Genomic DNA, 4,430 nt, shown 5'->3' on the forward strand with positions numbered 1-4,430 from the left:
AACGTGGATCCTGCAATTATTCGCCCCGGGCGTTTTGATCGGCATACGGCGCTTGAGAACCCCGACCGCGCGGGGATCAAACGTATCTGCGAGATCGAGCTGGGTGCAAGCGCTCTGGATCTGGATCTCGATCTTGCGCCTGCCGCCGACCGCCTGCTGGGTATGTCAGGCGCGCAAGTTGCAGCCGTCGTCCGCGACGCCCGCGGACAGGCGCGTCATAACAACACGACGCTCGGCAACCATCAACTCAAGGCAGCTGTCGACCATGTTGCCCCCGAAGGACGCAAAGAGGATTTGCACCGCATCGCCATCCACGAGGCAGGCCATGCCGTCGTCGCACATAGTCTTGACCTCCCCCTGCCCGACATGGTGCGCATCACGGCCCGCGGCGGAGCATATCATGGAAAGATGCCCTTCGCCGCAACAAAGAAAACCGTCTGTGATCAGATTGCCGTCACCCTGGGGGGCCGCGCCGCAGAAGCCGCCCTTCTCGGATCAGTGTCGAACGGCGCAGAGAGCGACCTGGAGCAGGCCACGGAGCTTGCGTTCAAAGCAAGATATTCATGGGGCCTCTATGCAAACAACCTGCACTCCCTCAGATCCATGAAGCTGGCTAATCTTGATCCCCTCAACGCCTTGGACGACATCCCGGAGCACCTATTTCGCATCTCGGAAGTCCATGAAGACTGCGTTGGCGGCTACTCAATCACCGAACCACTGGCTGGCGAATACGGCGAACCGTCGTTCGACCTGATCCTGAAGGTTCACGAGGGCTAGGCCTTTTCCCCCATAATCAAAACTGAAAAGGAGGAGACGCATGTCTGCTCAGATTAAGTATGCGTACTTGAAGGGTCACACTTGGCTTTTTCGGCGCAATTATACTTCCTGCCCCCAATGGCCAAGTCGCGCGGATTAACGCAGCGGCGATTGTGGCAGAGATGGCGGACGACCTGATCACGGTTGGTGGCAGCTTGACATGGCTCAAAAACTTTGGAATTTTCCCAATGCTTCAGTAGGTGCATACCACTAAGCAAAGTCGGGAACCTCGCAAATAGACCAGAATTCTTGGAGAGCTTTGAGTATATCAGTAAGCTCAGAGGTGCTATTCGGCTTTACGATATAGCCATTCACGTTGTTCTCATAGGCGAGATTAATGTCCTTTTTGCTGTCTGATGTTGTGAAAACATAGACACGAGATGCTTTCAGCGCATCTGTTTCTCTAAGCTCTGCTAAGAACTCATGCCCGTTCATTCGCGGCATGTTTATGTCCAGCAAAATAACGTAAGGGTGCTGTAACTCCCGTGCTACTAAATTCGACTTGAGGAATTCCAAAGCTTCCAATCCGTCTCGGGCACGAATCAAAGAGTTGGATATGCCCAACTTCTTCATGCTGCGCCGTAAAATAGCGACGTCGAGATCATTATCTTCGACCAATAGGATGTTCATTTCGCGGCTCACTTTATGCTGCCCAATGTTTGTCCTGCCTCTCGTCCGTCTCGAGGCGGGTAGGCCAGTCAAACAAGAATGTTGCGCCACTCCCCAGATGTGACCTGATGTTAATTTCCCCGTCATTGCGCTCGATTGCCCGTTTAACAATCGATAGGCCAATTCCTGTACTCTCACTGCCGCCCCTCGACGTAAGAGATTGAAAAACGTCAAAAATCTTAGCGTGAAATCGTGGGTCAATGCCTGGTCCATTGTCCGTCACGGTGATGTGGCAGCGGCCATTGTCAGCGCGTATCGCGACGATGATGTCTAGAGGATGAACGCCATCGTGATATTTCACGGCATTGCCGATCAAATTCTCAAGCACACGGCGTAGATTTACAGTATCAAATCCGACGCAAGTAATGTCGCCTTCCCGACGCAGTTGCCCCTTTTGCAGTCCCCAATCAAAGGTCAGCGCAGACAGCACTTCATCTAGGTCCAATTCATCATGAACTTGGTTGCTAGCGTCGATGCGGGCAAAGTCCATTATGCCCTGCGTCAGTTGGCTCATATGTTGAACACGCTGGCGAATTAAGTGAAGGTTTTCCTTCACCTCGGGATTAGCTTCTGGCGAACTGAAGTAGGCCTCCAAATCCTCCTCAATCATCTCTGTAAGGCCATTTATGCCTCGGAGGGGAGTTTTTAGATCATGGGACGCGATGTAAGCATATTTCTCAATATCTTCATTCTTGAGGCAAAGCTCTTTATTGACAATATCCAATTGTAGCGTTTCCGCTCGAAGATCTGCCGTTACGCGGTCAGCGTAGCTGACGGCGCGCTTATTTGATGAAGCCATCATCACAAAAACAGCAACGATTAGTGCTTCAATTATTAGGCCCGAAATTAGGATGAATCTACTTTGATTCAAGGAGTTGTCACTCCGGAATTCAAGGTTGGACCTCACGTCAACAAGCCATGTTCGACCGTACAGCTCTAGGGTCACCTGTTCTGCAAACATCGGATTGGGATCGTTGCCTTGATCGATTTGCCCATGCTCGTTGTAGATCTCTGTATTTCCGTCGTGAATGCTAAGCCGGACAGTGCGTAGATCTTTGGCCAACAAACCTTCCATGAGTTTATGAACAACAAACGGCGCGTATACTGCCCCCAAGACGCGCTTTCGGCGATCTTCAACGGTATCGGGCACCGATCCGCTGTAGAAGGGCGCGTAGAACAGGAACCCCGGTGTTGCGCCCGCATCTTGAACAAGAGTAATCGGGGCCGTGATCTGGGCTTGCGCCGTATCGGCACTCGCGCGTGCCGCCTGCCTCCGGTTCAGTTCATGTGCCACATCAAGGCCAATCGCAGCAGCATTTGCACTTTCAGGTTCAATATAGGTGATTGGCATATAGACCGACTGGTCATGTGCCGGAAAAATATTAAAATCTGGTCGCACCTGCCGCTGTTTGGCTAAGTACGGCTCAAGCGTTTGCTCGGTTTGAAAATGGATTACCCCGATACCGTTTATGCCAGGGTATTTTTGCTCAATGTGCAATGTACGCGCATATTTATGCCATTGTGCGTATGAAATGTCCCCACCATGAGATTCAACAGCTGCGACTCCTCCCCAAAGAGCGTCCTCATAGTTGGACATCCTTTCCATGATCAACGCCATTGTGTTGTTACGCGCGACTTCGAAACGTAGTGCAATCTGTTTCTCTGCTTGGGATTTGGAAATCTGCCAGGCAAACAAAGTCAGAAACAAAGAAAGGCTCACAACAATAATGTGGAACATCTTTATTTCGCTCCACCTGTCAGACGTCATCTTTTGCACTCCGGTCACCTCCAAACTTTTGGTTGGTGTAAGGTGTAGATGTGTAAAAACCATCAATAGCGCTGAGACGCCTCTTGTTAATATCTACGCGGATCAAGAGCTCATTGAGGTGCCGCTAGATTACGAGCGCCCTGCCTCGTTCATTTTCGGCTGTCTGATTCATGGTCAACCGGCGACAGCATGCCATTGTTCGTGTGCTTAACCACAAAGGCATGCGCCCATCTGCTGTTTCACAAAAGACTACGCCGAAAAATTCAGTTGGTTTTAGCGGGCAATCATGCTTAAACCCCTTCATTACCTTGGCAATAAAGGCATTGCGCGCTGCTGCTTGGGTGAGCGGAGCCAATCTGCTCACACCCTGGGCCGAGATCGGCTCAAAGCGTGCAACTGGCTCCTTTCAGATGTCATCAGGCGGCGCGCCGCCAAAGCCGAAGGGTAAACCATGCTACATAATGATAAACTTGAACAATGGGACCGCGAGAACTTCTTTCACGCCTCGACCCATCTTGCTGAATTCGCACGGGGCAATATCCCGCAACGGGTGATCAAAACCGCGTCGGGTGTTCATATCGAGGACCGCGACGGAAACCGGATGCTAGACGCTTTTGCCGGGCTTTATTGTGTGAACGTGGGCTATGGCCGCCCCGAGATTGCCGAAGCTATCGCCGAGCAGGCGAGAGAGTTGGCCTATTACCATTCCTATGTCGGCCACGGCACCGAGGCGTCGATCACCCTTGCGAAAATGGTGATGGACCGCGCGCCCGATCACATGTCCAAAGTATATTTCGGAATGTCAGGGTCCGATGCAAACGAAACCAACATCAAGCTGATCTGGTATTACAACAACCTCCTTGGCCGCCCGCAAAAGAAAAAGATCATCTCGCGCTGGCGTGGATATCACGGATCTGGCCTGATGACCGGATCGCTGACCGGGTTGGATCTGTTTCACAAGAAGTTCGACCTGCCCCTCGCGCAGGTGATCCACACCGAGGCACCGTTTTATTTCCAGCGCAAGAATCTGGATCAAAGCGAAAGCGAATTCGTCGCCCATTGCGTGGCCGAACTTGAGGCGATGATCCATGCCGAAGGCGCTGACACCATCGCCGCCTTTATCGGTGAACCCGTGCTGGGCACCGGTGGCATCGTGCCGCCACCCGCAGGTTACTGG

At 52.1% G+C, this 4,430-nt stretch carries 3 protein-coding genes and 1 pseudogene; 2 read left to right on the top strand and 2 right to left on the bottom strand.

The window, feature by feature from the left end; all coding sequences use genetic code 11:
* Window positions 1–777, top strand: a pseudogene (locus ABYT07_RS19180) (hypothetical protein); the annotation flags it as partial.
* Window positions 778–1,026: 249 nt separating this feature from the next.
* On the opposite strand, the gene ABYT07_RS19185 reads toward ABYT07_RS19180, so the two are convergent.
* Both ABYT07_RS19185 and ABYT07_RS19190 read right to left on the bottom strand, forming a co-directional pair.
* On the bottom strand, window positions 1,027–1,446 hold the full coding sequence (locus ABYT07_RS19185; protein ID WP_372993621.1) for a response regulator: 420 nt from the start codon (window positions 1,444–1,446) through the stop codon (window positions 1,027–1,029).
* Window positions 1,447–1,459: 13 nt separating this feature from the next.
* Complete coding sequence (locus ABYT07_RS19190; RefSeq protein WP_372993623.1) at window positions 1,460–3,253, bottom strand: CHASE domain-containing protein; 1,794 nt, start codon at window positions 3,251–3,253, stop codon at window positions 1,460–1,462.
* A 451-nt stretch (window positions 3,254–3,704) separates the two neighbouring features.
* On the opposite strand from ABYT07_RS19190, the gene ABYT07_RS19195 reads away from it, so the two are divergent.
* Window positions 3,705–4,430: aminotransferase class III-fold pyridoxal phosphate-dependent enzyme (locus ABYT07_RS19195; protein ID WP_372993622.1), on the top strand; the 726-nt coding region annotated here is incomplete at its 3' end.

Source organism: Sulfitobacter sp. (assembly GCF_041552635.1).
Taxonomy (GTDB): Bacteria; Pseudomonadota; Alphaproteobacteria; order Rhodobacterales; family Rhodobacteraceae; genus Sulfitobacter.

Coding starts and splice junctions, on each gene's coding strand:
- ABYT07_RS19185 (WP_372993621.1), bottom strand. CDS start 1,446: ATGAACATCCTATTGGTCGAAGATAATGATCTCGACGTCGCTATTTTA.
- ABYT07_RS19190 (WP_372993623.1), bottom strand. CDS start 3,253: ATGACGTCTGACAGGTGGAGCGAAATAAAGATGTTCCACATTATTGTT.